The sequence below is a fragment of the Maritimibacter dapengensis genome, assembly GCF_019218265.1.
Lineage (GTDB): Bacteria > Pseudomonadota > Alphaproteobacteria > Rhodobacterales > Rhodobacteraceae > Maritimibacter > Maritimibacter dapengensis.
The window spans coordinates 81,047-105,461 of sequence record NZ_JAHUZE010000002.1; the positions used below are offsets into that span (position 1 = coordinate 81,047).

26 protein-coding genes are annotated in these 24,415 nt (G+C 62.9%); 17 read left to right on the forward strand and 9 right to left on the reverse strand.

All coding sequences use genetic code 11. From position 1 onward, the window contains the following. Positions 1-197: 197 nt before the first annotated feature. The 5 genes from KJP28_RS06680 (at position 198) to KJP28_RS06700 (ending at position 6,748) form a co-directional block, all read left to right on the forward strand. On the forward strand, positions 198-1,655 hold the full coding sequence (locus tag KJP28_RS06680) for a M10 family metallopeptidase (protein ID WP_218391799.1): 1,458 nt from the start codon (positions 198-200) through the stop codon (positions 1,653-1,655). 188 nt (positions 1,656-1,843) lie between these two features. Then, positions 1,844-3,370, forward strand: coding sequence for a M10 family metallopeptidase C-terminal domain-containing protein (locus tag KJP28_RS06685; RefSeq protein WP_218391800.1), 1,527 nt, complete (start codon positions 1,844-1,846; stop codon positions 3,368-3,370). Between the two features lie 92 nt (positions 3,371-3,462). Beyond that, positions 3,463-4,710 carry a multidrug effflux MFS transporter gene (locus KJP28_RS06690; RefSeq protein ID WP_255552261.1) on the forward strand — a complete coding sequence of 416 codons (1,248 nt, stop codon included), beginning with the start codon at positions 3,463-3,465 and terminating at the stop codon, positions 4,708-4,710. A 65-nt stretch (positions 4,711-4,775) separates the two neighbouring features. Continuing rightward, complete coding sequence (locus KJP28_RS06695; protein ID WP_218391801.1) at positions 4,776-6,167, forward strand: helix-turn-helix domain-containing protein; 1,392 nt, start codon at positions 4,776-4,778, stop codon at positions 6,165-6,167. A gap of 101 nt (positions 6,168-6,268) precedes the next feature. Further along, the gene (locus KJP28_RS06700) at positions 6,269-6,748 is read left to right on the forward strand and encodes a CoxG family protein (protein ID WP_218391802.1); all 480 of its coding nucleotides are present in this window, start codon (positions 6,269-6,271) and stop codon (positions 6,746-6,748) included. A gap of 72 nt (positions 6,749-6,820) precedes the next feature. Here KJP28_RS06700 and KJP28_RS06705 read toward each other — a convergent pair whose 3' ends face one another. Next, a complete protein-coding gene (locus KJP28_RS06705) occupies positions 6,821-7,066 on the reverse strand; it encodes a YdcH family protein (RefSeq protein ID WP_218391803.1) in 246 nt (81 codons plus the stop codon). Between the two features lie 78 nt (positions 7,067-7,144). Beyond that, positions 7,145-7,714, reverse strand: coding sequence for a hemerythrin domain-containing protein (locus KJP28_RS06710; protein WP_218391804.1), 570 nt, complete (start codon positions 7,712-7,714; stop codon positions 7,145-7,147). A 162-nt stretch (positions 7,715-7,876) separates the two neighbouring features. On the opposite strand from KJP28_RS06710, the gene KJP28_RS06715 reads away from it, so the two are divergent. The 3 genes from KJP28_RS06715 to KJP28_RS06725 are packed head-to-tail and all read left to right on the forward strand — an operon-like array spanning position 7,877 to position 9,261. Further along, complete coding sequence (locus tag KJP28_RS06715; RefSeq protein WP_218391805.1) at positions 7,877-8,365, forward strand: hypothetical protein; 489 nt, start codon at positions 7,877-7,879, stop codon at positions 8,363-8,365. Next, a complete protein-coding gene (locus tag KJP28_RS06720; RefSeq protein WP_218391806.1) occupies positions 8,362-8,661 on the forward strand; it encodes a DMT family transporter in 300 nt (99 codons plus the stop codon). Before KJP28_RS06715 ends, KJP28_RS06720 begins: the two co-directional genes overlap by 4 nt. A gap of 12 nt (positions 8,662-8,673) precedes the next feature. Next, positions 8,674-9,261 carry a hypothetical protein gene (locus KJP28_RS06725; RefSeq protein WP_218391807.1) on the forward strand — a complete coding sequence of 196 codons (588 nt, stop codon included), beginning with the start codon at positions 8,674-8,676 and terminating at the stop codon, positions 9,259-9,261. Here the strand turns inward: KJP28_RS06725 and KJP28_RS06730 are convergent. After that, positions 9,258-10,169 carry a DMT family transporter gene (locus KJP28_RS06730; protein WP_218391808.1) on the reverse strand — a complete coding sequence of 304 codons (912 nt, stop codon included), beginning with the start codon at positions 10,167-10,169 and terminating at the stop codon, positions 9,258-9,260. The two genes, KJP28_RS06725 and KJP28_RS06730, sit on opposite strands and share 4 nt — an antisense overlap. Before the next feature lie 137 nt (positions 10,170-10,306). Between KJP28_RS06730 and KJP28_RS06735 the strand changes: the two genes are divergently transcribed. From KJP28_RS06735 to KJP28_RS06745, 3 genes are read left to right on the forward strand one after another with little or no spacing between them, the layout of a single operon-like run. Then, the gene (locus KJP28_RS06735) at positions 10,307-10,510 is read left to right on the forward strand and encodes a hypothetical protein (protein WP_218391809.1); all 204 of its coding nucleotides are present in this window, start codon (positions 10,307-10,309) and stop codon (positions 10,508-10,510) included. Then, on the forward strand, positions 10,507-10,668 hold the full coding sequence (hemP, locus tag KJP28_RS06740) for a hemin uptake protein HemP (RefSeq protein ID WP_218391810.1): 162 nt from the start codon (positions 10,507-10,509) through the stop codon (positions 10,666-10,668). Before KJP28_RS06735 ends, hemP begins: the two co-directional genes overlap by 4 nt. An 8-nt stretch (positions 10,669-10,676) precedes the next feature. Further along, on the forward strand, positions 10,677-11,144 hold the full coding sequence (locus KJP28_RS06745) for a hypothetical protein (protein ID WP_218391811.1): 468 nt from the start codon (positions 10,677-10,679) through the stop codon (positions 11,142-11,144). A gap of 63 nt (positions 11,145-11,207) precedes the next feature. Here KJP28_RS06745 and KJP28_RS06750 read toward each other — a convergent pair whose 3' ends face one another. Next, a complete protein-coding gene (locus KJP28_RS06750) occupies positions 11,208-11,948 on the reverse strand; it encodes a YebC/PmpR family DNA-binding transcriptional regulator (RefSeq protein WP_218391812.1) in 741 nt (246 codons plus the stop codon). Positions 11,949-12,021: 73 nt separating this feature from the next. Then, a complete protein-coding gene (locus KJP28_RS06755) occupies positions 12,022-12,474 on the reverse strand; it encodes an Lrp/AsnC family transcriptional regulator (protein WP_218391813.1) in 453 nt (150 codons plus the stop codon). A 72-nt stretch (positions 12,475-12,546) separates the two neighbouring features. Here KJP28_RS06755 and KJP28_RS06760 point away from each other — a divergent pair, with 72 nt between their 5' ends. Genes KJP28_RS06760 through KJP28_RS06770 form a run of 3 tightly spaced genes read left to right on the forward strand, consistent with a single transcriptional unit; the run spans position 12,547 to position 16,127 of the window. Then, the gene (locus tag KJP28_RS06760; protein WP_218391814.1) at positions 12,547-13,140 is read left to right on the forward strand and encodes a LysE family translocator; all 594 of its coding nucleotides are present in this window, start codon (positions 12,547-12,549) and stop codon (positions 13,138-13,140) included. A 31-nt stretch (positions 13,141-13,171) separates the two neighbouring features. Then, complete coding sequence (locus KJP28_RS06765; protein ID WP_218391815.1) at positions 13,172-14,953, forward strand: SLC13 family permease; 1,782 nt, start codon at positions 13,172-13,174, stop codon at positions 14,951-14,953. A gap of 7 nt (positions 14,954-14,960) precedes the next feature. Beyond that, entirely contained in the window at positions 14,961-16,127 is a 1,167-nt protein-coding gene (locus tag KJP28_RS06770; RefSeq protein WP_218391816.1) for a hypothetical protein, read from the forward strand. A gap of 6 nt (positions 16,128-16,133) precedes the next feature. On the opposite strand, the gene KJP28_RS06775 is transcribed toward KJP28_RS06770, so the two are convergent. Then, a complete protein-coding gene (locus tag KJP28_RS06775; protein ID WP_218391817.1) occupies positions 16,134-17,912 on the reverse strand; it encodes an SLC13 family permease in 1,779 nt (592 codons plus the stop codon). 54 nt (positions 17,913-17,966) lie between these two features. Beyond that, positions 17,967-18,782 carry a TIGR00282 family metallophosphoesterase gene (locus KJP28_RS06780; protein ID WP_218391818.1) on the reverse strand — a complete coding sequence of 272 codons (816 nt, stop codon included), beginning with the start codon at positions 18,780-18,782 and terminating at the stop codon, positions 17,967-17,969. Between the two features lie 270 nt (positions 18,783-19,052). Here KJP28_RS06780 and KJP28_RS06785 point away from each other — a divergent pair, with 270 nt between their 5' ends. Next, a complete protein-coding gene (locus KJP28_RS06785) occupies positions 19,053-20,174 on the forward strand; it encodes a cobalamin-independent methionine synthase II family protein (RefSeq protein ID WP_218391819.1) in 1,122 nt (373 codons plus the stop codon). Positions 20,175-20,285: 111 nt separating this feature from the next. Here KJP28_RS06785 and KJP28_RS06790 read toward each other — a convergent pair whose 3' ends face one another. Both KJP28_RS06790 and mgtE read right to left on the reverse strand, forming a co-directional pair. After that, positions 20,286-20,861 carry a 5-formyltetrahydrofolate cyclo-ligase gene (locus tag KJP28_RS06790; protein ID WP_218391820.1) on the reverse strand — a complete coding sequence of 192 codons (576 nt, stop codon included), beginning with the start codon at positions 20,859-20,861 and terminating at the stop codon, positions 20,286-20,288. Next, entirely contained in the window at positions 20,858-22,240 is a 1,383-nt protein-coding gene (gene mgtE / locus KJP28_RS06795) for a magnesium transporter (protein WP_218391821.1), read from the reverse strand. Before mgtE ends, KJP28_RS06790 begins: the two co-directional genes overlap by 4 nt. A 117-nt stretch (positions 22,241-22,357) precedes the next feature. Between mgtE and guaD the strand changes: the two genes are divergently transcribed. Both guaD and KJP28_RS06805 read left to right on the forward strand, forming a co-directional pair. After that, positions 22,358-23,644, forward strand: a complete 1,287-nt coding sequence (gene guaD / locus KJP28_RS06800; RefSeq protein WP_218391822.1) for a guanine deaminase — start codon at positions 22,358-22,360, stop codon at positions 23,642-23,644. Between the two features lie 94 nt (positions 23,645-23,738). Further along, the gene (locus tag KJP28_RS06805) at positions 23,739-24,404 is read left to right on the forward strand and encodes a methyltransferase domain-containing protein (protein WP_218391823.1); all 666 of its coding nucleotides are present in this window, start codon (positions 23,739-23,741) and stop codon (positions 24,402-24,404) included. Positions 24,405-24,415 lie beyond the last annotated feature (11 nt).

The following is a 24,415-nucleotide window of genomic DNA, read 5'->3' on the forward strand; positions in this document are numbered from 1 at the left end:
ACAGGGCCCGCGATCTGCCCAATCTTCATCCAAATCCCGACACAATCGCCCGATACCCGATAGCACAGGCAAGGTTGATCTGATTTCAACCGCGCCGCCGTCCCGCGCGACCGCCGCGGGAGGTCGAGTGGCCGCATCTGGGCGAGCAGGGTGGCCGATATCTGACGGGTGGGGGCCTTTTGGATGGGAGCACTGACTTGCCGACGACAAATCAGATCCTCGAAGCGCTGCAATACAGCATCTTCAACGTGTCCCGACCGATCAATAACACGGGCGACGACGCCTACCGGATCACCTATCAGTTCGCTGGCAACAGCCAGCCGGTCGACTTGCCGACGCCAGACTCCTACTCGGGCTGGACGTCCTTCAAAAGCGCCGAAAAGGCGCGTATCGAAGCCGCCTTCGAACATATCGAGAGCTTTCTCAACGTCGAGTTCGTCGAAGTGTGGGGCGAAGACGATCCCGACCTGAACATCGGCAAGGTCGACCTGCCGGGCCGGATCATCGGGCAAGGGGGCTATTCCGTCGGATATGCCGGCGACCGGATCACCGACTGGGACGGTTTCGTCGCCTTCGACAGAAACTATGATCTGGTCGACGGCTCCCTCGGGGTCATCCTACACGAGCTCGGCCACGCGCTCGGCCTCAGGCATTCACACGACACCACGATCCTGTCCGAAGAGTCGCCGGACGTATGCCCCGGCTGCGGCGGCAGCCACGATGCAGACCATGTGAGCGACGTGGCCTTCACCTACGAGAGCACCAAATACACCGTGATGTCCTATCACGCGAACCCGGAAACCGGCGAAGTCGGCGAGGAAATGATGCAATTCGACGTCCTCGCCTTACAGGATATCTGGGGTAAGGCCGACCACAACGCCGATCACACATTCTACCGTGGCCCTGAGAACGACAAGGTCGACCTGATCTGGGACACAGGAGGGTTCGACACGCTCGACGCGTTGGACGCGACCGCTGGCGTGGACCTCGATTTGCGCGCGGGGGAATTCTCGCGGTTCGGCTCGTTCGACGACGTCGTCATCGCGCGCGGCGTGGAAATCGAACGCGCCGCAGGGTCGAACTTCGGGGATGAGATCATGGGGAACGACCTGCGCAACCGGATCGTCGCGCGCGGAGGTGACGACGAGATTTCCGGCCTCGGAGGTGACGACATCGTGTTCGGGGGCAGTGGGGCCGATCGCATATTCGGCGGGGCGGGCGACGACACGCTGACGGGGCAGGTGGGTGACGATTCCCTTTTCGGTCAGGACGGAGACGATCTCTTGGCAGGCCACGCAGGCGACGACCTGCTCGTGGGCAGTGCCGGGCGTGATCGCCTGTTCGGCGGAGCCGGTAATGATACGTTGGTGGGTGGCGATCATAACGATCGTCTGGTCGGCGGCACCGGCGACGATATCTTGTCAGGCGGCGACGGCGCGGACCGGTTCATCTTTTTGCCCGGTGACGGCGCGGACATCGTCGAAGATCTGGACCCGCGCGACCTTGTGATAATCAGGGGACGCGGCGGCGTTCCGGACATCATGTCCTACGCGCAGCAGGACGGCGCCGATGTCACGCTCGCTTTCGGCGATGGCGACAGCATTACGTTCCAGAACAGCACGATGGATGATGTCATGGACGCGTTGCTGGCATGAATCGCAGGAACGACCAACAACCGGGGCGAAAAAGGGTGGCGCGTGAGTCACAGACCGGATCGCCTGAAATCCAAGCGAGGTGACGTGGCGTCTCTGGCACGCTATTCAGCTCGCATAAATCGAGAGTTCGCGGCGCAGTTCGCCGCACAAGCAGGCTGAGACCTGCCAGTATTACGAGGAAACCTACGATGCCGACCCAATCCGATATTCTGGACGCGATGCAATACGATTTCTTCCAGGGTTGGACGATCAACGGCGATGCACCCTCTTACGGTCGGACCACTGTTACGTTTTCCTTCCACACGCGCGGGAATAATTTCTACGACCCGACGTACAACGGCTTCACGACATGGACCCCTGCGGAAAAGCGCGAAGTGCGGACGGCGATGCGCCATATCGAAAGCTTCGCGAACATCGACTTCGTTGAAGTGGGCCAAAACCAGAATGCCGATCTGGAAATGGCGCTTGTCGCGCTGCCCGGAAATACCATCGGCGTCGGTGGCTGGAGCTATTATTACGGGCTCGAATCCTTCGTCGTGTTCGACAAATCCTATGACCTCGTCCGCGACCGCGACAGCGTGATCCTGCACGAACTCGGCCATGCGCTCGGGCTGCGCCATTCATTCGACACGGACATCCTCAAGGGCCAGTACGAGTCGAAGAAATACACGCTCATGTCCTACACGGACAATCCCGAGACCGGCGGCGCGTCGAAATCCATGGGGCTGTTCGATGTGCTCGCGATGCAGGATGTCTGGGGCGCGGCGGAACTTGCGAATGGCAACAACACCTATACTGGCCCGCGCGGCGTGACGACCGACACGATCTGGGACACCGGCGGCATCGACACGTTCGACGCATCCGGGCGCAACCGTGCGGTGAAGATCGACCTCAAGGAGGGTATGTTCTCGAAATTCGGCGCGCACCACGATGTGGTCATCGCTTATGGTGTGGAGATCGAGAACGCGACGGGATCGCGTTTCGCCGACCGTTTGATGGGCAACCTCCTCGGAAACGAGCTCAACGGAATGGCCGGCAATGATTTCATCCGGGGCTATCAGGGCGACGACCTCATGATCGGCGCAGGCGGCAATGACCGGATGTTCGGCGATCAGGGGCAGGACGTTCTGCGCGGCGGGGCCGGAAACGATTACGCCAACGGCGGCGTTCAGAACGACATCATCAATGGCGGCGGCGGCGATGACCGCCTGTTCGGTGTGAGCGGAAAAGACCACATCAATGGCGCCGGCGGGAACGATTACATCAATGGCGGCGATCAAGACGACACGTTGATCGGCCATAACGGCAACGACCGGATCATTGGCGGCAACGACAACGACACGCTCGAGGGCAATGCGGGCAATGACGTGCTCATCGGTGGGGCCGGCCTCGACACGCTGGAAGGCGGCGCAGGGGACGATACGCTCAATGGCGGGGCCCACGCCGACGTGCTCGACGGTGGCGACGGGGACGATTTGATCCTTCCGGGCGGTGGCGCAGATACCATTATCTTCACCGGCGGTCGTGACCGGGTCCGCGGGTTTCAGGACGACATCGACCAGATACAGGTCGTAGGCTATGGCGACACCACCGCAGTGCTCGCCACAGGCTACGACGTCGGCAGTCACACCGTGTTCAATCTGGGCGGAGGCAATGTGCTGATCGTCGAAAACATGAGCCTCGTCGAACTTCAGGACGGAGACGTGTTCGCCTGACGAAGCGACTCGAGCCTGAGGTCGCGTGTATCGGTGCGCAGTCCCAGCGCTGATTCTGCACCGATACACAACGTTTCATCTTGGCAATAGCCATGGACGGGCTTACGGCTGTGGACCGTATGAGTGACGCTGTCCCTTCGCGGTTTCTCGACCCGAAATCGCCTCCGCACATCGCGACCCTGATCCTGATGACGGGCGCCGCGGCTCTTGCCATGAACGTCTTTCTGCCGGCTCTCCCCGAAATGGCGGCATATTTCGAGGTCGACTACCGGTTCATTCAGCTCTCCGTGGCGATCTATCTCGCGATGAACGCGGGGCTTCAGATGATTCTCGGTCCAGTGTCCGACCAATACGGTCGCCGCCCTGTTCTGTTGGCCAGCTTTGCGGTTTTTCTCATCGCGACGCTTGGATGTATCTTTGCACCGAACGTCTGGGTTTTCCTCGTCTTTCGCATGACCCAGGCCTTTGTCGTGACGGGCCTTGTCCTGTCCCGCGCCGTCATCCGTGACGTCGTCGGCGGGCCAAAAGCGGCGTCCATGATCGCCTACGTCACGATGGGCATGTCGCTCGTTCCCATGTTCGCGCCAGCGATTGGCGGTTTCCTGGCTCAGCAATTCGGATGGCAGTCCACCTTCTGGCTCCAGTTCGGTGCGGGCCTGCTGGTCCTGATCCTCATGTACCGCGACCTAGGGGAAACCAAGCCACGCGGCGAAGGCGGGTTTCGGGCACAGTTCGGCTCCTACCCGAAGCTCTTTGCATCGCCGCGGTTCTGGGGCTACGCCCTCTCCGCCATGCTCGCTTCGGGCGCGTTCTTCGCATATCTGGGCGGCGCGCCTTTCGTCGGCAGCGAGATTTTCGGGCTCGACAGCGGACTGCTGGGCTTCCTGTTCGGTGCGCCGGCGGTCGGCTATCTTATCGGGAATTTCCTGACAGGCCGATACGCTGTTCACTTCGGGATCAATCCCCTGATCCTCATGGGAAATATCGCGACTGCACTGGGGCTTTGCCTCTTGCTGCTCATGATGGCGGCAGGATCGGTCACGCCTATTCTGTTCTTTGCGATGATGACGTTCGTCGGTTTGGGCAACGGGCTCGTTCTGCCCAACGCAAACGCAGGCCTCCTCTCGGTCCGCCCGGAACTTGCCGGGAGCGCGTCCGGCCTCGGCGGTGCGCTGATGATCGGGGGCGGTGCCGGAATCTCCGCAATCGTCGGAGCCATGCTCACGATCGAAACAGGACCGCTGCCTCTCGTGCTGATGATGCTCTTGTGCACGACGCTCGCTCTGATCTGCATCCTCTTCGTCATTGCCCGCGAACGTCGCCTGCAATTGACCCGCTGACGCAACTGGACGCCATGCTTTGCAAAGGCTACAAACTGTCTTTGCAAAGGGAAGGCGCAACAGACATGGCCACGCAAAAACTCTACGCCGGGGTGAAATTGCGCGAAACGCGCACGCGCCTCGGTCTCACGCAAAAGGCATTCGCGGAAAAGCTGGGCGTCTCGCTCCCCTACCTAAATCAAATGGAGAACAATAACCGACCGGTGTCGACCGGGGTCGTTCTCGCTCTGGCGCAGGAATTCGGCTTCGACGTCGCCGAGCTTTCCACCGGCGATGCCGAGCGGCTGGTGACGGATATGCGCGAGGCGCTGGCCGACCCGGTCTTTGCCGATGGCGCGCCGCCCGTCGCGGACCTTCGCCTCGTCGCGTCGAACGCCCCGGCGCTGGCGCGCGCGTTTCTCGAGCTGCACCGCGCCTATCGGCAGGGCCACGAACAGCTCGCCTCCCTCGACGAGGCGCTTGGCCGCGAGGGATCGTCCGTGCAGGCAAGCCCTTGGGAAGAGGTCCGGGATTTCTTCCACTATTGCGACAACTACATAGACGCGGTGGACCGCGCCGCCGAGCATTTCGTCCGGGACGCGAGCCCCGAACTGGCGGCACAGGCACTTCTCGAACGGCGCGGAATCTCGGTTCAACATGTCGATCAACCCAATTTGCGCGGCTTCGACGCGGCGGCCGGGTGCCTCACGCTGTCCTCGCTCGCCTCTCCCGCGACACGGCGGTTCCAACTCCTCCATCAGGTTGCACTCCTGACCCAGTCCGACCTGCTTGATGCAACGCTCGATTTCGCCCGTTTTCAGTCCGATGAAGCCCGTGCCATCGCGCGGATCGGGCTGGCGAATTATTTCGCTGGCGCGGCTCTGTTGCCCTACAACCGTTTTCTCGAGACGGCCCGTCAGACCCGTCACGACGTCGAGCGGCTGGCCGACATATTCGGCGCATCCATCGAACAGGTCGCGCATCGCCTCTCGACCCTCCAACGTCCCGGCGCCAAGGGCATCCCGTTTTTCTTCGTGCGCGTCGATCAGGCCGGCACCATCACGAAACGCCATTCGGCAACGCGGCTGCAATTCGCGCGCTTCGGCGGGGCCTGCCCTTTATGGAACGTCCATCGCGCCTTCGAGACGCCGGGCCAGTTCTTGCGCCAACTCGCCCAGACGCCGGACGGGGTCCGCTATATCAGCCTGGCACGAGACGTCTCGAAATCGGGCGGCAGCTTCGCGGCGCCGATCCGGCGCTACGCCATCGCGCTCGGGTGCGAGGTGAAACATGCAGGCTCTCTGGTCTATGCGGACGATCTGGACGTGACCAACGCCGCTGCCTTCGAACCGATCGGCATCTCGTGCCGCATTTGCGAACGCCCGGATTGCCACCAAAGGTCCGTTCCCCCACTGGAACGCCGTCTTCGTATCGACCCCGACGCGCGCGGCGTGTTGCCATACGAAATCGAACGCTGATGTCTCACGTCTGAGACAGCATGGGGCGCGCCGTTGCTCAGATGCTTTACCGCCTTGCGGCGGGCACGTAACGTCATATCCAGATATGAGGGAGGAACCGCATGGAAATGCATGGAAGCCGCGTTATCGCGGCGGACCGCGAAACGGTCTGGAAGCACCTGAACTCAGCGGACACGCTGGAAAAGTGTATTCCGGGCTGCGAGGAATTGCACGGCTCGCCCGACGACGGGTTCGAGGCCGTGGTGAAACAGAAGGTCGGCCCGGTCAAGGCGACCTTCAAGGGTGCCGTCACGCTCGAGGATATCAATGCGCCGGAAAGCTACCGCATCGTCGGAGAGGGCAAGGGTGGCGTTGCCGGCTTCGCCAAGGGCGGCGCCAATGTGCGGCTCGAAGAGGTCGAGGACGGAACAGAGCTTTTCTACGACGTGGATGCCAAGGTCGGCGGCAAGCTTGCCCAATTGGGCAACCGGATCGTCAACGGGTTCGCCAAAAAGATGGTCGACAGCTTCTTCACCCGGTTCGAAGCGGTCGTCGAAGGACGCGACCCCGACGAAGTGGCCGAGGAAAAGGGCGTCGAATAAAGAAAACCCCGGCAGTAATGGCCGGGGCTTTCGAGGTCCGCACTGGGAGGCGTGCGGAAGCTTGGCGATGGCTCAAATCGCCGGGGTATTCAGAATCCTGTAGATTTCGTCCTTGAGAGAGGCCCGTTTTTTGCGCAGGTCCTCTTCTGCGAATTGGTCGGTCGGTTCGACATTGGTTTCGGCACGATGCACCGCGCGGTTCACCTCATGGTATTCCTCGGCGAGTTTGGCGAAATGCGCATCCGTTGTCTTCAACGCGGTGATGCGGTCTGCCTGCTCGGGAAATTCCTCGTGCAGCTCATGCGGGGTGTTCGCCATCTCACTCTCCTGTTCAGCGTGTTCGACCGAGATTAGGCCCGCGTGCCATCATCCACTTTGACAGGGATCAAATCGCGCTCAGTGAATATCGGGCCCGTATTCGAGTATGAGGGGCACCACGATCTCTTCCTCGTCTTCCAGGTGACGATGGAGGAAGCGCGAGAAATCTTCTTGCGTTTCCAGAAGCTTACCTGATACGTCGCGGGTGTCTTTACCCTCCTGTAGCGGCCTGAGCACCGCGTTCGTCGCATTCGCCAGCGCACGCATGTGATGGTCGAGCGCGTGATGATCTCTGTCGAGCAGGTCAAAGGCCCGCACCACGCGCGAATCCAATGGCGCGAGTTGCGGGAAATAATGATGATCCTCGATCGTGTGATGACCATGCAACCCGTCGAGGAAGAACCCGGTGTAGCGCGATGTCACCGCGCCATAACGCATCGGGTCGATCTCACCGTCCAGCATCCCTTGCGTTTTTTCGGTCAACTCCCCGATCACCTTGCGGAACATGCCGTGCCGGTCGAGCCAGAACGCGGTCAGCTCGTTGAAATTCGCATGCGCCGTCCAATCGGCGCGGGGATACAGCTCCGCCAGCACCCGCAGGTCATGCGGCAGGCCATCGCGCCCTTCGAGATCGTCTTCCGTGTTCATGCGGCCTATGTAAGGGCAGGGCGCGCGTTGAACCAGCCGTCTCGTCGCGCAATGGATGTGCGCCCCGGACATGCCCGCGCAGCGCACGGTCGGGTTCCGGCTTCATTCCCGCGCCCTGCCGCATTAGAACGAAGTCATTAAGGTTTCAGATTGAGGTGAAGAATGAGCGGTGCATTGAATTGGCTCGAGACACATTCGGTGGTTGTCGAACTCACGTCGATCTTTGTCGCGCTCTTGAGCCTTCTCGCCACGTTGAGCATCGCGATCGTTCTCGATCGTATCCGTCGCGGGGCCGACTCCGTGCAGAACACGAATGCTCTGAACCGCCAGTGGCAGGAGTTCAACCTGCACATGATCGAACATCCGCAAGCCTTCGAATCCCTGCGCGCACTCGGCTATGAAAAGGGAACCGACGAAGAGCTGCGTCAGCGCCACATCGTGTATTACATCCTCAACATGCTTTACGATTCCTGGCATCTGGACGAATGCAACGCGGTGAAAGGCAGCTTCGCGGATACGACCATTCGCGGCCAGCTCGGCCTCCTGTCTGAACGCGCCGACCTGGTGCGCACCATCCTCGCGGATGAGAACCTCTACGACAAGGATTTCGCGGCCTATTGCCTGCGCGTCCTGGAGGAGGTGACCGCGTGAGATACCTCGTCATTGCCGTCTGCATCGAATTGGTCGCGCTCGCTTTCCTGAAGAAAGGCTGGGGCTTTCCTTACTCTCTCATCCCCATCGGCTTCCTCGTCCTGTCATATTTCGTGTTCGAGAAGGCGCTGGTCGTCGTTCCTCTGTCGGCGGCGTATGCGCTGTGGGCGGGCATCGGGATCGTCGGCAGCATCGCCATCGGGCGCGTGTTCTTCGGCGAGGCTTTGTCCCTGGCCGGGTATGCATTCATCGCGCTGATCACCATCGGGATCGTCGGCCTCGCTTTCTCGCGATAGGAGTGGACTATCATGACCGCACGTTTCCGATCTGCTTTCCTGCTCGCGGCCCTGACCCAACTGCCGGTCACCGCCCTGGCATCGTGCCCGACCCGTGCCGACCTGCGTGAAGGCATCACGCTCGTCCAGAACGGCGACCATTTCATCCGCTCTGATTTCGAACTGACGGCGCAGGGTCTGCGCGAGGTCAGGATCGAGCGGGATGAAAGCGGTGAACGTCAACGGGTCATCATTTTTGGCCACGGGCTTGTCCCGCTCGGCTTTTCCGAAGGTCGCGACATAACGCGGATCATCCCCGGCGAAGATCCAGCGCGGCTCGATGGTCTGCCGGCGGCGGGCAGCATGGTGACGAACGGCAAACTGGTCGAACCGGACGGAACCCCGCGCGCCTTTCAACTGGTGCATGTTTTTGCTGCGACGAACGACGTCAGCATCCTGGGCTGCGACTATGACACGTGGGAGATCACCGAGACTTTCGTGATTGACGGGCAGATCGAAGGCGAGCGGCAGGTGGTCTACACCCCGGACCTTGGCGTGATCCTCGCGACGCAGGACTACGCCTATTCTTGGATCGGAACCGCCGCCGACGTCGCGCGCTAGAATTTCGCTTCGTTCGCGCCCGGCGTCACCCTGCGGCGCAGCACCGCCTCGCGCCAGGTGATGAATGTCACCGCAGCGAGGATCGTGGAGCCGCCGATGACGACCCACATATCGACCGCTTCGTTGAACAGGATCGCCCCGAGGCTGACGGACCAGACCAATTGCAGGAACGTCACCGGCTGCGTCACGGTCAGCGGTGCAGCGGCGAAGGCCAGCGTCATCGTGTAATGCCCCGCCGTCGCGAAGGCAGCGACCCCGAACAACCAGGCGATTTCCGTGACCGTCGGGGCCACCCAATTCGCGGCAGCGAAGGGGGCAAGGCCGATGGTCACCGTGATCGACAGCATCGCGACCACCACCACGGGCGGCACCCGTCCGGCCAGTCGGCCCGCAATCAGGTATCCGACGGCAAAGAACACCGCCGTTCCGATCATGGCGATATGCCCGGTCTCGATCTCCCGGACCCCTGGCCTGAGGATCACCAGCGCCCCGAACAACGCGACGCAGATGGCCAAGATCCGGCGTGCCGCCAGAACCTCCCCAAAGAGCAGCGCAGCGCCAATGGTGACGAAAACCGGGTTGAGATAGTTGATCGCCGTCACCTCGGCCAGCGGGATCTGCGTCATCGCGTAGAACCACAGGATCACGCCGAAGGTATGGGCGACGCCACGCAACCCGAAGAGCGCGAGCGTCCGGCGATCGAGCTTGGCGGCGGCAAGAGGTTTGAGCATCGGGATCAGAAAGACGATCCCCAACGCGTACCGCAGGAACGCCGACTCGGCTGCGGGAATCCGTCCGCCCACATGCTTCACGATTGCGGTCACGCCGACGAAGCAGAAGCCGGTGACGACCATCCAGAGCACGCCGACGACGGGTCGGGAAACAGGGGGCTGAGCCTTATTTTCCATGAAAAACCTGTGCAGGGTTAAGCGGCGATGCGCAAGCTGCGACGTTTCGTCCAATCTCGAATTGACAAAACTTAGCAAAACACTCAGGATTAGTTCAGAACCTCCAGCCACCCGAACGACGGCCCGCCAGAGGAAAGTTGAGTGAGTTGAAACGCCAGGAGCCGGTCGTGACACGCGGACAGGATCGAACGCCCCCGAAAACGGGCGCACATGCAAACGAGACGGATCAACGCGGGGACCACGACATCCCTGACATGTTCGCCGATCTCGGTTTCGGTCGCCGCCGTGGTATCGAGGAATGGCTCGACTGGCTGTCCAAGAAAGGGGAGGCCGGAGCATGAATATGGTCAGAAATACACACGAAGCGCGCGAAATCCCATCGCCCCTTCACCACGCCGAGGAACTGACGCTTGGTGGGCGCACGGCGAAAATCATGCTGGGCGACGCCCTCTACACGCTGCGCATCACAAAGGCCGGCAAGCTCATCCTGACGAAGTGAGGCCCGCCATGGACGGTAGTCTACTCGATGATCGACGCGGCGGTGCGGCGGTCGGACGGCTCATGGATCTCGGAGCGATCGAAGCTGGCGCTGTGCTGTGTCTCCGGCTCTGGCACGAAGCCCCGGCTTCGCCCGCTCGTATGGATTTCGAGCGCGACATGGGGCGGTTCGGCGGTCGGGCTGCGCTGGAGGCGATCGGCGGTATCTGCGCGATCTGGCAGGATTTCGGGCGTCGGCCCATGGTGCGCCATCATCTCCGCTGCGACTGCCTTGGTGCCGATGAAGCCTGCCTCGCCCATATGGTTCAGGCCGCGCTGCTGGGCGACCGGGACGATGCGATGATGCTGGCGACCCTCATGGTTCGGGCCGACTATGCGCCGGGTGTCGTGGCGTATGCCGAACGCGCAGGCGCAGCGCTCGCCAGGCTGGCAGCGACCCCTGTGGCGGGCGAAGCGCAAGGGTGCCGGTTGCATTAATCCTGCATTTGAAACGAAAAAGGGGGCCTTTCGGCCCCCATCGCCTGCACTTTTGCAATAAGCTCAGAGCTGCTCCATGACATCGTCGGACGCTTCGAAATTGGTCGTCACACGCTGAACGTCATCGTCGTCCTCGAGCGCGTCGATCAGCTTCATGAGCTTCTGCATCGACTCGAGGTCCATTTCGGTCGTCGTCGTCGGCTTCCAGATCAGCTTCGTCGATTCACTTTCGCCAAGCTCGGCTTCCAGCGCGTTCGACACGTCGTTGAGGTCGGTGTCGGCGCAGTAGATGATATGCCCGTCCTCCGAGCTTTCCACATCCATCGCACCCGCTTCGATCGCGGCCATCATGACGGTGTCGGCGTCTCCCACCGAAGCCGGATAGACGACTTCGCCCATCCGGTCGAACATGAACCCGACCGATCCGGTTTCGCCGAGGTTGCCGCCGTTTTTGGAAAAGGTCGAGCGCACGGTGGAGGCCGTGCGGTTGCGGTTGTCGGTCATCGCCTCGACGATCACCGCCACGCCGTTCGGGCCGTAGCCCTCATACCGGATTTCCTCGTAATCCTCGCCTTCGCCCGCCTGCGATTTCTTGATCGCGCGGTCGATCACGTCTTTCGGCACCGAGCTCGTCTTGGCTTCCTTCACCGCAAGCCGCAGGCGCGGGTTCTTGTCCGGGTCCGGGTCGCCCATCTTGGCGGCGACGGTGATCTCCTTCGCCAGCTTCGAGAAGAGCTTGGACCGGGCGGCATCCTGACGCCCCTTGCGGTGCTGAATATTCGCCCATTTTGAGTGGCCAGCCATCTGTGCCTCCGCCTGTATCCGTTGGTCGCGCTTCTATATGGCAGCTAGCGGGGGCGGGGCAAGACCTCCCGCGCTATGCCCGCTCGTCCTTGGGCGACCCCATGACCACATGCGTCACGATCTGGTTCACGCCGTCCACGGTGCCCAACCGATCCGTGTGAAATGCCTTGTAGGCGGCGAGGTCGGCAGCCTCGACCCGCAGGAGGTATTCGACCGTTCCGGTGATGTTGTGGCACTCGCGTACTTCGGGGCTTGCGATCATCGCCTGTTCGAACCGCGCCTGAGACGCCTTCGTGTGCTCCGACAGTCCCACCGTGAGATAGGCGACGAAACCGACGCCGGTGCGGCCCGCGTCGATCACCGCGCGGTAGCCTGCGATCACGCCGGCCGCTTCGAGCGCCTGCACCCGGCGCAGACAGGCCGAGGGCGACAGCCCGACCCGCTCGGCAAGCCGCGTGTTGGCAATGCGCCCGTCCGCCCGAAGCTCACGCAATATTTTGCGGTCTATATGGTCAATTTCCATCATGAGTTGCTCAGATTTGCGTTCCTGAACGATTATTACAACAATTCCGCGCGTGAAAGATGCATATATTGCGCCATGACGTTCGATCTCTATATGGCCTTCGTCGGCTTCATGCTGGCCGCCTCGCTCACCCCGGGGCCCAACAACCTGATGGTCATGGCCTCGGGCGCGAACTTCGGGCATCGACGCACGCTGCCGCATCAACTGGGCATCGCTGTCGGCTTCGCGTTCATGGTGATCCTCATGGCGCTCGGCATCGCGGTCGTTTTCGAAGCGTTCCCCCGCCTCGATATCGTGTTGATGGCCGCCGCGACGGTGTATCTGCTGTGGCTTGCCTGGAAGATCGCCCATGCCGCCGCGCCCGGAAGCGGGGCGGGAGCGGGAAAGCCAATGACCTTCCTGCAAGCAGCCGCGTTCCAATGGGTCAATCCCAAAGCCTGGGCGATGGCGCTTTCGGCTGCTACCATCTACGTCCCCGACAACGCCGCCACGACGATCGCCATTGTCGCGGGAAGCTATTTCGTCGTCACCATGTTCTCGACCAGCGTCTGGATCAGGGCAGGGCAGGAGCTTCGCCGCATCCTGACCAACCCGCGCCGGCTGAGCATCTTCAACTGGACCATGGCGGTCCTTCTCGTCGCTTCGCTGATCCCCGTTCTATTGGCGTGACCTCGCCTGCCGGACGCGGTAAGCCTTTGACATGACGCTGGATCAGATCCTCCTGTTCGGGCTTTTTGTCTGCGTATTCGGTCTCCTGCTCTGGGGCCGTTTCCGCTATGACCTCGTGGCCTTCGGGGCGCTCATGGCCGGGGTCGTGCTGGGCGTCGTGGACACGAACCACGCCTTCGACGGGTTCGGTCATCCTGCAACGATCATCGTGGCACTTGTATTGGTTGTTTCCGCCGGGCTGGTGCGCTCCGGCGCGGTGTTTCTCATCACCCGGACGCTGGTGGACAGTTCGCGAAAGCTCGGCGCGCATATCGCGATCATGGGCGCCATCGGCGGCGTGCTGTCGGCCTTCATGAACAACGTCGCGGCGCTCGCACTTCTCATGCCTGTCGATATCCAGACCGCGCGCAAAGCCGGTCGTGCGCCGGGGCTGAGCCTCATGCCGCTCAGCTTCGCGACGATCCTCGGCGGAATGGCGACCCTGATCGGCACGCCTCCCAACATCATCATCGCCTCGATCCGTGGAGAGAACCTCGGCGAACCGTTCCGCATGTTCGACTTCGCCCCGGTCGGCGTCATCACGGCTGCGGTCGGGCTTGTCTTCGTGGCCTTCGTCGGCTGGCGGCTCATCCCGCGCGCCGAAGAGGGCGGGGCGGCGATCGACCCGATGGAGGATTACTCGGACTACACCGCCGAACTCGTCGTCCCTGAGGAATCGAAACTCATCGGTCAGCGGGTCGAGGAACTTTACGAGGAGGCGGAGTCGAACGACGTCGTGATCCTTGGCCTGATTCGCGACGGCAAACGCAAATACGGCACCCAGCGAACGACGAAGATCGAGGCAGACGATACTTTGGTGCTGGAAGCCACGCCGGATGCGCTGGACGAATTCCGGGCGGCCATGTCGCTCAAATTCGCGGACACGAAACGCGAGGACCGGCTTCGGGCCGACGGCGCGGGTCTGTCCAAGATCGAAGTCGTCGTGGCGGACGACAGCCGGATCGCGGGCAAGACCGCGCAGTCCATCGGGCTCAACTGGCGGCGCAACGCGGTGCTTCTCGGCATCCGCCGCTCTGGCCGCAAATCCCGCGAACAGATCGCCAAGACCCGCGTGAAACCGGGCGACATCCTGCTGCTTCTGGTGCCATCCGGTCGCGAGGCGGCCGTGACGGAATGGCTTGGCTGCCTGCCTTTGGCCGAGCGCGGCCTGTCCGTCACACAGGAAAACAAGGTCTGGCTCGCCATCGGCATTTTCGCCGCCGCCGTGGCGCTCGCGAGCTTCGGTCTGCTCTACCTTCCCATCGCGCTTGGCATCGTCGTGGTGCTGTTCGTGCTTCTGGGCATCGTGCCGCTGGGAGAGCTCTACGATCACATCGAATGGCCCGTGGTCGTGCTCCTCGGCTCGATGATCCCGCTCGGGGCGGCGCTGGAAGACGCGGGCGGCACGCAGTTGATCGCAACCGGACTGGTCAACGTCACGCAGGGGCTTCCCGCCTGGGCGGTGCTGACGCTCCTGATGGTGGTGACCATGTCGCTCTCGGACGTGCTGAACAACACCGCCACGGCCATCGTCGCCGCCCCGGTGGGTATTCAGATGGCACAGGCACTGGACAAGAATCCCGACCCGTTCCTGATGGCCGTCGCGGTCGCAGCGTCCTGCGCCTTCCTCACGCCCATCGGGCACAAGAACAACACCCTGATCCTCGGCCCGGGGGGTTACAAGTTCGGGGATTACTGGCGTATGGGCCTGCCGCTCGAGGTGATCGTCGTCGCGGTCTCGATCCCGGCGATCCTGACGTTCTGGCCGATGTGAGGCGGCAATGGACGATCCGAAACGGCTCGTAGACGAGATCACCGGGCGGGGGCATCTGAAGCTGTCGCCGGAGGATGTGGCGCGGCTCGAAACCGTGGACGCCGGGTATCTGCCGGCCCAACGCATCCTCGCCGCGCATTGGTTCAACGTGGGAGAGCCGGGGCGCGCCGCCGACATTTCGCGGCGGGTTTTCGATGCCGAACCGAATGCCGAGAACGCCTCGAACCTCGTATCGGCCCTGAGCCGCTCCGGGCGTCTGGACGAGGCGGTCGAGGTGGCCGCAGACCCGGACACGCCTTTGACAGAGGTCACGCGGGCGAGCTATCTTTCCGAACTTTTTGCCCGGAAGAAGGACATGGGGGCGAACCGGAAGTGGTCCTACCGCGCGCTGGAGTTGAAAGATGCCGAAGCGCCGGTGATCGAGGACAGGCCAGAGCCTTCGGTCCGCGCGTTCGACCCCGAGACGCCCGAGCGCAACATCATCGCCTATTCGTTGTATGGCGCCGGCGCGCGGTATCTGGAAGGGGCCGTGCGCAATGCCATCGTGGTGCGCCACGTCTATCCGGGTTGGACACCGCGATTTTACGTGGACGACAGCGTTCCGGCCGATACCCAGCGCGAGCTTGCCCGGAACGGCGCTCAATTGCGCAAGGTGCCGAACATGCCCGCGGAACGCTATGGGCTGTTCTGGCGGTTTCTTGTCGAGGACGACACGGACGTGGACCTTTATCTCGTGCGCGACGCCGACAGCGTGCCGTCGGTGCGCGAAGCCGTGGCGGTGCATGATTGGCTCGCCTCCGGTCAGCCGTTTCATGTCATGCGCGACTATCCGACCCATTCGGAACTCGTGCTCGCAGGACTTTGGGGCGCGCATCGCGGCAATATTCCGGGCGGGATGGGGAAGAAGATCCTCGCCTATGCCAAGTCGCGCGAGAAGATCCTGAACTCCCGCGTCGAGGACCAGCTTTTCCTGCGGCAGGAGATCTGGCCGTGCATGCGTGGGCGGGTGTTCGTGCAGGACAGCGCATTCGGATACGGCGAAAGCGCCCCGTTCGATCCGGGCTATGCGCTTCCCGGTCGGATGCATGTGGGTCAGGACGATTTCGCCGCGCGGCAGGTCGAAGCGCAGGCGCGGGCAGCACGCGCCAAGGGCTTCAAGGTCAAGATCGAGTAGCGCCGGTCAGAGCGGCCAGATCAGCGGAATGACCGCCGAGGCGATGAGGCCCGTCGTGATGTTGAGCGGGATGCCGACCTTCATGAAATCCGTGAACTTGTAGCCGCCCGGACCATAAACCAGCATGTTCGTCTGATACCCGATGGGGGTCGCGAAACTGGCCGATGCGGCGATCATGACAGCGACGACGAGCGGTCGGGGGTCGTAACCGATGGCGGTGGCGATGCCAATGGCGATGGGCGTCACGACGACCGCGACGGCGTTGTTCGACACGAGCTCGGTCAGAACCGAGGTCAGCAGGTAAATCGCCCAGACGATGAAGAACGGCGGCAGCGTTTCGATCCATGGCGCCAGTGAATTGGCGATCAGCGACACGGCGCCCGAGGCGTCGAGCGCGGCGCCGATGGCGAGCATTGCGAAGATCAGTGCGAGAAGCCGTCCGTCGATCTGGGCAAAAGCCTCGTCCGCGTCGATGGCGCCGGTGAGGAGCACGACGGCTACTGCGACGACAGCGATGGCGAGGATCGGGGACAGGCCAAGACCCGCTATGGCGACGATCCCGACCATGGCTCCCAACGCGATGGGTGCGTGCCCACGGCGAAACGCGCGACCTGAGGGCTTGGCCACATCGACGAGGTCCATGTCCGATGCGAGCCGCTGAATATCCTCGGGCGCGCCTTCGAGAAGCAGCGTGTCGCCGACGCGCACGGTGATGCTGTCGAGCTGTTGCCCGATATTCTGGTTCCGCCGATGCACCGCCAACGGATAGACACCGTAACGACGGCGCAGGCGCAATTGGCCGAGCTTGCGCCCGATCATCTTGCAGCCGGGGGAGATCAGCACTTCCACGGTCGTCGTCTCGACCGACGACACCTGATCCACGCGCTTGAGCGACTTGTTGCGCTGAAGCGAAAGCAGTTCGGTCATGGCGGTGCGGAGCACGACGCGGTCGCCGACCTGCAATTTGACCCCGGTCAGGTTGCGGCGCAGCGACACGTCACCGCGCAGCACGTCGATCAGGCGGACACCTTCGCGTTTGAAGAGCTGCACATCCGTGACTTCGCGCCCGATGAGGTTGGAGTCCGGGGGTATCACGGCCTCGGTGAAGAATTTCTTGCGGGACCGGTCCGTGAGCAGGCTCGCCATCGAGGATCGGTCCGGCAGCAGGCGTGGCGCGACGACGTAGAGATAGGCCATGCCCCATGCGACGACCACGAGGCCGAGGGGCGTGATCTCGAAAATCGTGAAGGGTTCCAAGCCATTGACCCGTGCCACACCATCGACGAGCAGGTTCGTGGATGTGCCGATAAGGGTCAACGTGCCGCCAAGGATCGCGCCGTAGGACAAGGGGATAAGGAGCTTGGATGCCGCAATGTCGAGCCGCCGGGCGAGCTGGGCGAAGACGGGGATCATCACGACCACGACGGGTGTGTTCGAGACGAAGGCCGAAGCCAGCACGACAAAGCCCATGAGCACGGCGAGCGCAAACATGGGGCGGGCGGCGGCCTGCGAATCCGCGATCTGGGTGAACCAGTCGAGCGCCCCGGTGCGCACAAGCGCCCCCATGACGATGAACATGCAGGCGATGGTCCACGGCGCAGGGTTTGCGAGCACGTCGAGTGCCGCGTCATAGGGCAGGATGCCCGAGAGCAGCATGACCGCCACGCCGCCGATTGCGACGACTTCGGTCGGGAAGGATTCGCGCAGGAAAAACAGGAACATGACGCCTACGACAGCAAGCGCGACGATGGCTTCGGTTGTTGGGGAAAGCGCGATGAAGTCCATGTAGCCCTGTCTCGATCCGGCACAGTTTGCCCGCCCTACTGGCGTTCGGCAAGCTTATTGAGGTCCGGTGTTCTGGAGGTGTCCGCGCTGGCGCACCATCTCGATCCGCGTCGCCCTGCCGGTGGCGTCGTCCGTTTCGACATAAACCCCGGACAGGGTGGCTTCGGTATTCGCGGGCTGGAACCGGCCCTTGACCATGCCGGTCACGAAACGGCGCAGGGGCTCGGCTTTGTCCATGCCGATGACCGAATGGTAGTCGCCGCACATGCCCGCATCGGTAAGGTATCCGGTACCGCCCGGCAGGATCATCGCGTCGCCTGTCGGGACATGCGTGTGGGTGCCGACGACGAGCGACGCGCGGCCGTCGAGGAAGTGGCCCATCGCCATCTTCTCAGAGGTGGCTTCGCAATGGACATCAACCAGCGTGGCCTGCACCGCGCCACCGAGATTGAACGGCTGAAGCGCCTTTTCTATATGGCCGAACGGGTCTTCGAAGGCGCGTTTCATGAAGACATTTCCGAGCACCTGTGCGACGAGAATGCGGCGGCCGCGCTGGTCCTCGAACACCCGTGCGCCGCGGCCCGGGGCGTCCTTGGCGAAATTGAGCGGGCGGATGATCCGGGTCTCTTTCTGGCTGTAGGACAGCATCTCTTTCTGGTCGAACGCGTGATCGCCCAGCGTGACCACGTCCGCGCCTGCTTCGAACAGGAGCTTCGCATGTTCTTCGGTCAGACCAGCACCATTGGTAGCGTTTTCGCCATTGACGACCACAAAATCGAGGGACCAGTCACGGCGCAGCGTGGGGAGGTGTTCGGAAACGGCCTGCCGTCCGGCGCGGCCCATCACATCACCGAGGAACAAAATCTTCATGATTAGTGAGTATTGCGACTGCGCGAAGAGGGCAAGACCGCTCGCAACCTGAGCGAAAGGTTAAGGGTGCGTTCCCCAAGGCAATCTGTGACGGCGGGCCGAACAGGGCACGTATGGAATACGTATGGAACACGTATGGAAGACGTATGGCAACCGCGCCCGGATCAGCGCCCTTAACCCAGCGTTCGCGCAACGCGTGAGAGGCCGATTGTCATTCGCGCGGTGTGATGGTCAGATGACATCCGAAGCCACGAGCAGGGGGAGAACATCATGACCATCGAGACCACCCATGTCGGGAGTCTGCCGCGCGGCGATCAATTGTCGGCGTTGCTGATCGCGAAGGACAAGGGCGAGGATTACGACCCGAAGGCGTTCGAAGAGGTGGTGCAGGCCGCAATAAACGAAGCGGTGCGCCATCAGAAGGACGCCGGCGTCAGCGTCGTGTCGGATGGCGAGTTGGGAAAGGTCGGCTATTCGACCTACATGCAGGAGCGGCTGAGCGGGTTCGGCGGGCATATCGACCGCAAGCCGGCCAAGGACCTTGCAGCCCACCCGAACCTCGCCAAGAAGCTTTCGGCGATCATGGGGAGCCAGGAGTTCACCCGCGCCTCTTGTATCGGAGAGGTGAAGCTCGTCGATCTGCAACCGGCGCTCGAGGATATCCGGCGGTTCAAGGCCGCGTTGGAGGCCGAGGGCAATGGCACGCGCGCCTTCATGAATGCCGCGTCACCGGGCCTGATTACGGCGTTTCAGGTGAACAAATACTATCCGAGCCACGAGGCTTACCTGGCCGACCTTGCCGCGGCCATGCGCCCGGAATACGAGGCCATTCTCGACGCGGGATTCGACATCCAGTTCGATTGCCCGGACCTCGCCATGTCGGCCCACACCGGGTATCAGGACATGAGCCAGGACGAGTTCGTGAAGGTCGCGGCGGCCAATGTCGAGGCGCTGAACGCGGCGACGGAAGGACTGCCGAAAGACCGGATGAGGATGCACCTGTGCTGGGGCAACTACGAAGGCCCGCATGACCATGATATTCCTTTGGAAAAGGTGATCGACGTGGTGCTGTCGGCGAACCCGTCGACCATCCTGTTCGAGAGCGCGAACCCCTGCCACGAACACGAATGGGTGGTCTGGCGCGATGCGGACATTCCCGAGGACAAGGTGCTCGCCCCCGGTGTGATCGACACCTGTTCCAACTATGTCGAGCACCCGGAGCTTGTGCGCCAGCGGTTGCAGAAATTCATCGACATCGTGGGCGAAGATCGGGTGATCGCGAGCACGGATTGCGGGTTCGGGACCTTCGCGGGTTACGGCAAGATCGACCCGGACGTGACGTGGAAGAAGCTGCGCAATCTGCGTGCCGGGGCCGACCTCGCGTCGAGCTGATGGGCGGCGTGTCGAGGCCCCGGATCAGGTCCGGGGCGTATGGCGCATGGAATGGACCCCCTGCGGCTCACACCCGTCACGGACTTGATCCGGGACTTCGGCAGACGTGTCTCAGGCGGGTTTAGGGAACGTGTATGTCCGGGTCTCGGTGACGATCGCGTCGAGCGGTTGGTCGGTTGCTTCTAACGGCAGACTGTCGACACGCTGCGCGTCATAGGCATACCCGACGGCGAGGGTCGGCCGCTGCGCGCGGAGCGCCTCAAGCGTGCGGTCGTAGAACCCGCCCCCGTATCCCAGCCTGTTTCCCTCGGAGTCGAAGGCCAGAAGCGGCACGATCAGGACCTCCGGCACGACCCAGTCCGGCGTCGCGGGCGAGAGCGTGCCGAACTTTCCCTCGATCATGTCGCATCCCGGTGTCCAGCGCGCGAACCGGAGCGGTTCGCCGATTTTTCCGGTGATCGGGACGCAGACAGGGCCATGTCGGGCCAGTTCGGACATGATGGGCACGGGGTCGATCTCGGTTCGGATCGGCAGGAAACCCGAAAGTGACTTTCCACGATACGGGGCCAGCCAATCGCGCAATCGGTTTTGCGCGGCCCGGTCCAACCCGGTTCCATGTGCGCGGGCCCGCCGGGCGAAGGCGGCCGCGCGTGCGTCTTTCTTTCGTTGGGTCAGATCGCTGGTCACAGCAGGACCACCGCCGCGAGGCCCAGGAAGGCGAAGAAGCCGACCACGTCGGTGACGGTGGTCACGAAGGCGCCTGAGGCCAGCGCCGGGTCGATTTTCAGCTTGTCGAGCACGACCGGGACCAGGACGCCCGCCAACCCCGCGATGACAAGGTTGATGATCATGGCGGCGGCGAGGACGACGCCCAGCATCGGCGTGCTGAACCAGAGCGCACCGACCGCGCCCATCGCGATGGCGAAGATCGCGCCATTGACGAAGCCGACCGCGACTTCGCGTCGGATCACGCGCCAGAGGTTCGACGAGGTGAGGTCCTTGGTCGCCAGCGCGCGCACGGCGACGGTAAGCGACTGCGTGCCCGCGTTGCCGCCCATCGAGGCGACGATGGGCATCAGGACAGCCAGTGCCACGAAGCCCGCGATCACGGTTTCGAACTGGTCGATCACCAGCGAAGCGAGGATGGCGGTCACGAGGTTCACCGCGAGCCACGGAAGGCGCGCGCGCACGGTTTCCACAACGCGGTCCGAGAGCGAGCCTTCGCCCACACCGGCAAGGCGCAGGATGTCCTCTTCGTGCTCCTCGTCGAGGATCGCCATGGCGTCGTCGATGGTGATGACGCCGACGAGCCGGTCGTCTTCGTCCACAACGGGGGCGGAAATCAGGTGATACTGGTTGAAGGCATAGGCCACGTCTTCCTCGTCCTGCGTGACGGGGATGGTGCGGAAGCTGTCTTCGACGAGGTCGCGCATCGGGGTCGTCCGCGCCGCCGACATGATGCGCCCCAGCGTGACGTAGCCGGTGGGCCGCATCCGGGGGTCCACGAGGATGACGTGGTAGAATTGCCCCGGCAGATCGTCATGGGCGCGCATGTGGTCGATGACATGGCCCACGTCCCAATGTTCGGGGGCCGCGACCATCTCGCGCTGCATCAGGCGGCCTGCGGATTCCTCCGGGTAGGAGAGCGATTGCTCGACCGCGACCCGGTCGGACACCGCGAGCGCGTCGAGGATCAGGTTCTGCTGCTCGTCCTCGAGGTCCTCGATCAGGTCGACGACGTCGTCGGATTCGAGATCGCGCACCGCTTCGGCCAGCACTTCGGGGTGGAGCGCCGCGATGACCTCTTCGCGCACGCCTTCGTCCAGTTCGGACAGGATGTCGCCGTCGAATTCCTGCCCGTAAAGCTGGACCATCCGAACGCGGGTGTCGTCGTCCACCTGTTCCAGAAGGTCGGCGATGTCGGCGGGGTGAAGCGGGTCGAACGCCGCGATGAGCGCGTCGGAATCGCCTTCGCGCACGGCGTTGAGGACCGGGGCGACGGTGTCGCGGTCCAGCACATAATCGCCCTCGGCGATGATCTCTTCGGCTGTCTGGTCTTCCGCCATTCTCGCCCTCACCTGTCGTCGTGGCGACATTAGGCGAAGGGGCCGGGGAGATACAGGGGGGAAAGCGATGGACGTTTCAGGGGGGGCTTCGTAACGTGACCGAAAAAGGGGTGCTTTATGAAACTGTTGCTGGGTCAGACCCTGTCCTTCGTGGCCGATCCCTTCGTGGAGGAGCCGACCGCTTCGGCGCGGTGGGAACGGCGCGGTGCGGTGGCCGTGGACGAGGCGACGGGCCGGATCGTCGAGGTCGGGCCGGCGGAGGATCTGCGCGCATCCTATCGCGAGGCGAAGGTGGTGGATCACGGCGAGGCGCTCATTCTGCCGGGTTTCATCGACGCGCATGTGCATTACCCCCAGACCGGGATCATCGCGAGCTGGGGCAAGCGGCTGATCGACTGGCTGAACAGCTATACATTTCCCGAGGAGGCGCGGTTCGGGGACCGGGCCTATGCCGACGAGATCGCAGGGCGGTTCTTCGACCTCGCCCTGTCACACGGCACCACCACCAGCGTGAGCTATTGCACGATCCATCCCGAAAGCGTGGACGCCTATTTTACCGTGGCGCAGAAACGCGGGCTGCGGGCGTTGGGCGGGAAGACCTGCATGGATCGAAACGCGCCGGACGACCTGCGCGACAGTGCGCAATCGGCCTATGACGACAGCAAGGCACTTCTGGAGGCATGGCACGGGGTCGATCGGCTCGGCTATGTGGTGACGCCGCGTTTCGCGCCCACCTCGACGCCGGAGCAGCTCGAGGCGCTGGGCGCGCTGTGGGGCGAGCACCCGGAGTGCCTGATGCAGACGCATCTGTCGGAGCAGACCGAGGAAATCGACTGGGTCATGGGGCTATTCCCCGAGGCGAAGGACTACACCGACATCTACGACCGATTCGGGCTTCTGGGCGAGGGGGCGTTGATGGGCCACGCGATCCACCTGTCCGCGCGGGAGCGGGCGCGGTTGAAGGAGGTCGGCGCGAGCCTGATCCATTGCCCGACCTCCAACACCTTCATCGGATCGGGGCTGTTCGACATGCCGGGGCTGAAGGCCGAGGGGCAGCGGATCGGGCTGGCGACGGACACCGGGGGTGGTTCGTCCTTCTCGATGCTGCGCACCATGGCGGCGGCCTATGACGTGGGCCAGTTGCATGGCACCGCGCTTCACCCTGCACAGCTTTTGTGGCTCGCCACATGCGGGTCGGCGGAGGCGCTGAGGCTCGGCGACCGGATCGGGACGCTGTCGGCGGGATACGAGGCGGACCTCGTGGTCTTGGACATGGCATCGACACCGGGGATCGCGCAACGTGCGGCGCGGGCCGAGGATATCTGGGAGCAGGTGTTCCCGACCATCATGATGGGGGATGATCGGGCCGTGGCCGCGACTTATGTCGCCGGGCGGAAGGTGTGAGAAAACCCTTCCCCATACGCAGTTAATTTGCGATTCTCCGCTAAAGACCCCGGACAACCGGGGCACCGGGCAGATCAAGGGACAGGCGACCCAAATGCACAAAGAGACAATCAATCTGATGAAACGCGCGTTCCGCAGACATGTGGCACAGCGCGAGCCGGGCCTCGTGCTCGACGTCGGGTCGGCGCAGAAACGGGCCTGGTTCCGCGATGTTTGGGAGACGCATGGCTGGACCTATCATGGCATGGACATGAAGGACACGTTCAACGTGGACATCGTGCTCGACGATCCCTGGAAGTTCGATCTTGCCGACGAGTCCTATGATGCGGTGATTTCAGGCAACATGCTGGAACACAACGAGTTTTTCTGGCTCACCTTCCTTGAGATGTCCCGCGTTCTGAAGCCCGGTGGGATCATGGTGCATGTCGTGCCCTCGCGCGGGCCGGAGCATCGCGACCCGCAGGATTGCTGGCGCTTTTATCGGGACGGCATGTTCGCGATGGCGAAATGGGCCGGGTTCGACTGCGTCGAAACCACCACGGATTGGTCGCAGGAGCATGTCGAGCATTACCAGAAGACCAACAAGCCACGCGCGAAGCGGCTGATCCGGACCCGGCGGCACGAGGACAATTTCTGGGGCGATACCGTGGGCGTGTTCGTGAAGACGCAGGCGACAGCGGATACCGTAGCGCTCGACTACATGCGCCACTTCGTGGCGCTGCATCCCGAAACGAGCGCCGGAAAGATCGCCGCGGAATAAGCGTGCTTGCC

Bases quoted from the DNA above. Each gene is read 5' to 3' on its own strand.
- KJP28_RS06685 (WP_218391800.1), top strand. From the start codon at position 1,844: ATGCCGACCCAATCCGATATTCTGGACGCGATGCAATACGATTTCTTC.
- KJP28_RS06690 (WP_255552261.1), top strand. From the start codon at position 3,463: ATGGACGGGCTTACGGCTGTGGACCGTATGAGTGACGCTGTCCCTTCG.
- KJP28_RS06695 (WP_218391801.1), top strand. From the start codon at position 4,776: ATGGCCACGCAAAAACTCTACGCCGGGGTGAAATTGCGCGAAACGCGC.
- KJP28_RS06700 (WP_218391802.1), top strand. From the start codon at position 6,269: ATGGAAATGCATGGAAGCCGCGTTATCGCGGCGGACCGCGAAACGGTC.
- KJP28_RS06705 (WP_218391803.1), bottom strand. From the start codon at position 7,066: ATGGCGAACACCCCGCATGAGCTGCACGAGGAATTTCCCGAGCAGGCA.
- KJP28_RS06710 (WP_218391804.1), bottom strand. From the start codon at position 7,714: ATGAACACGGAAGACGATCTCGAAGGGCGCGATGGCCTGCCGCATGAC.
- KJP28_RS06715 (WP_218391805.1), top strand. From the start codon at position 7,877: ATGAGCGGTGCATTGAATTGGCTCGAGACACATTCGGTGGTTGTCGAA.
- KJP28_RS06725 (WP_218391807.1), top strand. From the start codon at position 8,674: ATGACCGCACGTTTCCGATCTGCTTTCCTGCTCGCGGCCCTGACCCAA.
- KJP28_RS06730 (WP_218391808.1), bottom strand. From the start codon at position 10,169: ATGGAAAATAAGGCTCAGCCCCCTGTTTCCCGACCCGTCGTCGGCGTG.
- hemP (WP_218391810.1), top strand. From the start codon at position 10,507: ATGAATATGGTCAGAAATACACACGAAGCGCGCGAAATCCCATCGCCC.
- KJP28_RS06745 (WP_218391811.1), top strand. From the start codon at position 10,677: ATGGACGGTAGTCTACTCGATGATCGACGCGGCGGTGCGGCGGTCGGA.
- KJP28_RS06750 (WP_218391812.1), bottom strand. From the start codon at position 11,948: ATGGCTGGCCACTCAAAATGGGCGAATATTCAGCACCGCAAGGGGCGT.
- KJP28_RS06755 (WP_218391813.1), bottom strand. From the start codon at position 12,474: ATGATGGAAATTGACCATATAGACCGCAAAATATTGCGTGAGCTTCGG.
- KJP28_RS06760 (WP_218391814.1), top strand. From the start codon at position 12,547: ATGACGTTCGATCTCTATATGGCCTTCGTCGGCTTCATGCTGGCCGCC.
- KJP28_RS06765 (WP_218391815.1), top strand. From the start codon at position 13,172: ATGACGCTGGATCAGATCCTCCTGTTCGGGCTTTTTGTCTGCGTATTC.
- KJP28_RS06770 (WP_218391816.1), top strand. From the start codon at position 14,961: ATGGACGATCCGAAACGGCTCGTAGACGAGATCACCGGGCGGGGGCAT.
- KJP28_RS06775 (WP_218391817.1), bottom strand. From the start codon at position 17,912: ATGGACTTCATCGCGCTTTCCCCAACAACCGAAGCCATCGTCGCGCTT.
- KJP28_RS06780 (WP_218391818.1), bottom strand. From the start codon at position 18,782: ATGAAGATTTTGTTCCTCGGTGATGTGATGGGCCGCGCCGGACGGCAG.
- KJP28_RS06785 (WP_218391819.1), top strand. From the start codon at position 19,053: ATGACCATCGAGACCACCCATGTCGGGAGTCTGCCGCGCGGCGATCAA.
- mgtE (WP_218391821.1), bottom strand. From the start codon at position 22,240: ATGGCGGAAGACCAGACAGCCGAAGAGATCATCGCCGAGGGCGATTAT.
- guaD (WP_218391822.1), top strand. From the start codon at position 22,358: ATGAAACTGTTGCTGGGTCAGACCCTGTCCTTCGTGGCCGATCCCTTC.
- KJP28_RS06805 (WP_218391823.1), top strand. From the start codon at position 23,739: ATGCACAAAGAGACAATCAATCTGATGAAACGCGCGTTCCGCAGACAT.